Raw genomic sequence first — 3587 nt, 5'->3', positions numbered from 1 at the left:
CTCGACCTCCTTGCGTTTATATTGTACCGTAGGTCGGTGTTAAGTTCCAATGTGCGATAGGCTTGTCCTACGCTACATCGGGAACAGCGGCGTAGATGTTGATTGTTCTTACGCTGCCACGCTTAACTACCATAGGATGCTCGGAGAAGTCTACTTTATTGTTTTCGCCGTACTTCAATACCTTGTCCGAGGTCTTTAATCTATGTACCCAAAGCCCACGAAACGCAGGATTTTGAGCTGAATTAGCACTGTGGAACATTTCCGATGCTTCTCTGGGCACTGAGGAACTAGCTCACCTCGAAATGGTTGGAACGATAGTATATCAACTTACAAGAAATCTTACACCTGAAGAAATAGAAAAAGCTGGTTTTGCTGATTACTTTGTAGACCACACAACTGGTGTTTATCCACAAGCAGCCGGAGGTTTCCCATATACAGCAGCCTCTATGCAAGTTAAGGGCGATACAATAACAGATTTACACGAGGATATGGCAGCAGAGCAAAAAGCACGAACGACATATGATAATATACTTCGTTTCTGTGATGACCCAGATGTTATTGACCCTATACGCTTTTTACGTGCAAGAGAAATAGTTCATTATCAACGTTTTGGTGAAGGCTTGAGAATAGCAACAGATAAGCTTGATAGTAAGAATTTCTATGCCTTTAATCCAAGTTTTGATAAGTGCGAGGTTAAAAAGGACAAGAAATAATCAACTTAGCAATAAATATATCATAACCCCACGTAAAACGTGGGGTTTGCAAAACGACCCCATAGGGGTCAATATACCAGCCGCACCTAAAGGTGCAGAAAAAGCAACGCCAACCGCACTGGCGTTGCTTTTTACTTTACTCTACATTCACTATCCGCAGGAATGTCCGGGGAATCATCATCGAAATCTTTGTAATCATTAAACGGATCTTCATACTCCTTAAAGCTTAACTGATCCATCATCATATCTTCCATCTTTTGATTTCGGATGTATTCCTGCACTGCCTTTTTATTAGATCCTACTGTACTTACATAATATCCTTTTGACCAAAATATTTGCCTACCATACTTATACTTCATATTTGCATGTTTTTCGAATATCATAAGGGGGCTTTTTCCCTTAAGATACCCAACAAAATCCGATACTGCCAATCTTGGCGGAATGGATACCAACATATGAATATGATCTGGCATTGCATGTGCTTCTATTATTTCCACACTCTTAAAGTCACACAATCTTCTCAGTATCTTTCCTATATCACTCCTCAATTTCTTATATATCACTTTTCTCCGGTACTTCGGCACTAAAATTAAATGATATTCACATTTCCATCTTATATGTGATAAACTCTTCTCATTCATTTAGATTCGACCTCCTTTGTTTTGTGCGGTTGGCGTTACCAGCTTTTATTTTAACAAAGGAGGTCTTATTTTCCCATATCATCGTCCCTACTTCTCTTGAACCACAAGCATAGCTTGTGCTTTTCTTAATACAACAAAAACAATCCTGCATCATAATGACGTAGGATTATTTTTATGATATACTTAAATATATCATATAGCAGTTAGCTTCCATTTGAATTTTAGTATTCTATGAGCAGAAAATCTTTCAAATTTGGTTTTCATAATATAAAGTTATTTTATTTCTATATTTTTAGGTAAAGAATTAAAAGTTTCAATAAAGCCACATTTCAAAAGCTTGCGGAACCGAAATAAAACGCCTAGTAGTAATAAACAAAGCCTTTAACAAACAAAAATGGGAAACCCCGAAGGATTTCCCATTAAAAATCAGTTGTTATTAGTCAGCTGCGTAAACAGAAACCTGCTTGCGGTCACGACCAACACGCTCAAACTTGACAACACCGTCAATCTTAGCGAAAAGAGTATCGTCAGAACCACGGCCAACATTGTTGCCTGGGTGAATATGTGTTCCACGCTGCTTTACGAGAATGTTGCCAGCGAGAACTGTCTGACCATCTGCACGCTTTGTGCCAAGACGCTTAGACTCAGATTCACGACCGTTGTGAGAACTACCCTGTCCCTTTTTATGAGCAAAAAGCTGAATGTTAATCTTTAGCATTTGTTACACCTCCGTATAGTTTACAGTAAGATTATTCGGATACATTTCTTCAGTGTTTATAAGGTGGAGTTTTAAGCCCTCAAGAATATCCTTACAAAGCACTGCGTCACTTCTCTTTATCATAACATAAACTTCGCCGTCATCGTCATAAATATCGGCTTTTGCTTTAATGACCTCAGAAATGGTATTAGCAGTAAGTATAGCTGCACTCGAAACAAAAGCACAAAGAATATCCTGTCCGCTTTCTGCCATATCTGAATGACCTTTTATACGATAACCGATTAGTTCACCTGTGGGCAAAGAGAAAAATTCCGCATTAATCATTATGCTTCGATAGCTTCGATTTGTACCTTTGTGTAAGGCTGTCTGTGGCCCATCTTGCGTTTCTCGCTCTTCTTAGGCTTATAAGTAAAGACAGTAATCTTCTTGCCCTTACCATTCTTAAGAACCTTACCTGATACCTTTGCACCTTCGACATAAGGTGTACCGACCTTGAAGCCATCATCTGTGCTTACGGCTACAACCTTGAAGTCAACTGTGGACTCTTCTGCTGCGTCAAGCTTTTCTACATAGATAGTATCGCCATTAGATACCTTGTACTGCTTTCCGCCTGTTTCAATAACTGCGTACATTTTTGGCACCTGCCTATTATTAAACTCGCTATGTTGAGGCGGAGCATTTAGGCTCACTTAAAAAAGCCTCTGATAAGCGGCTTATAAAGTATATCACAAGTAAAAAAGAATGTCAATTATTTTATAAAAATAAAGTCGGCTAAATGCGATAAATCTAACATTTAACCGACCTTATGTTGTTATTAAATTTTAGTGAACGCTTATAGGCTTATAGCCTGCATCACGAACGATTTGTCTGAGTGAGGCATCGTCTTTATTTTCTTTCATAAGTACAGTAGCCTCATTCTTTTTGAGGTTTACGCTTGCGTAGAAACCATCAATAGAATTAAAAGCATTCTCTATTCTTGCGGCACAATTTTTGCAAGTCATACCCTCAATTTCAATAGTTTTTGAGAAAGGGTAGTTATTCTTGTTTGTATCACTTGGTTTGACCTTTTTAATGTCGTCACCCTCTGCACCACAACAGCCGTTAGAAAGCTTTTTAATATAGTTTCTGATTGCAAAAAATGCAATCAAAACTAAAACTGCACAAATAATAATCGTAGAAACATAGCTTGGCATATATATCACCTCATTTTAATTTTTTCGAGAAGAAATGTATCGATTAGCTAAAAGACTATCCCAAAGACAACTAAAAGTTTCGCTTGAGCCTTTTCAAAGGCTCATAGGTCAAGGGCAACACCCTTGTCGCTCTCCGTAGAGAGCGAAATACCTTTGGACGAAGCCCAACATTTTTTTACTCCTGAGCGGCGGACTTTGTCCGTCGCTTTTTCTTTTGGCAGCAACATTAGTCGAAAATGTGCGAACGAAGTTCGCCCATTAAAGGGCAAGAGATGTTAAGGGCGTTGCCCTTAAAACCCACGAGGGACTCCGTCCCTCGACC

7 protein-coding genes are annotated in these 3587 nt (G+C 38.9%); 1 reads left to right on the top strand and 6 read right to left on the bottom strand.

What is annotated here, in order from left to right; all coding sequences use genetic code 11:
- Positions 1-67 precede the first annotated feature (67 nt).
- Positions 68-280, bottom strand: coding sequence for a hypothetical protein (locus tag ACLU24_RS03945; RefSeq protein WP_412610470.1), 213 nt, complete (start codon positions 278-280; stop codon positions 68-70).
- Between ACLU24_RS03945 and ACLU24_RS03940 the strand changes: the two genes are divergently transcribed.
- A complete protein-coding gene (locus ACLU24_RS03940; RefSeq protein WP_412610681.1) occupies positions 249-713 on the top strand; it encodes a manganese catalase family protein in 465 nt (154 codons plus the stop codon). The genes ACLU24_RS03945 and ACLU24_RS03940 overlap by 32 nt on opposite strands.
- 131 nt (positions 714-844) lie before the next feature.
- On the opposite strand, the gene tnpA is transcribed toward ACLU24_RS03940, so the two are convergent.
- From tnpA to ACLU24_RS03915, 5 genes are all read right to left on the bottom strand, one after another.
- Positions 845-1354 (bottom strand): IS200/IS605 family transposase, encoded by a 510-nt coding sequence (gene tnpA, locus ACLU24_RS03935; RefSeq protein ID WP_412610469.1) that lies wholly within the window; start codon positions 1352-1354, stop codon positions 845-847.
- A 436-nt stretch (positions 1355-1790) separates the two neighbouring features.
- Positions 1791-2072 (bottom strand): 50S ribosomal protein L27, encoded by a 282-nt coding sequence (gene rpmA / locus ACLU24_RS03930; RefSeq protein ID WP_022263854.1) that lies wholly within the window; start codon positions 2070-2072, stop codon positions 1791-1793.
- Between the two features lie 3 nt (positions 2073-2075).
- Positions 2076-2396, bottom strand: a complete 321-nt coding sequence (locus ACLU24_RS03925; protein ID WP_022263855.1) for a ribosomal-processing cysteine protease Prp — start codon at positions 2394-2396, stop codon at positions 2076-2078.
- The gene (rplU, locus tag ACLU24_RS03920; protein ID WP_022263856.1) at positions 2396-2704 is read right to left on the bottom strand and encodes a 50S ribosomal protein L21; all 309 of its coding nucleotides are present in this window, start codon (positions 2702-2704) and stop codon (positions 2396-2398) included. Before rplU ends, ACLU24_RS03925 begins: the two co-directional genes overlap by 1 nt.
- Positions 2705-2893: 189 nt before the next feature.
- Positions 2894-3265: a FeoB-associated Cys-rich membrane protein gene (locus tag ACLU24_RS03915; protein ID WP_412610468.1), complete on the bottom strand. Its 372-nt coding sequence runs from the start codon at positions 3263-3265 to the stop codon at positions 2894-2896.
- Between the last annotated feature and the right edge of the window lie 322 nt (positions 3266-3587).

This window comes from Pseudoruminococcus sp., assembly GCF_047012705.1.
In the GTDB taxonomy this organism is placed as follows: Bacteria; Bacillota; Clostridia; order Oscillospirales; family Acutalibacteraceae; genus Pseudoruminococcus.
Note: the sequence above shows the minus strand (reverse complement) of the source record. Positions and strands in the feature narration are given on the sequence as shown.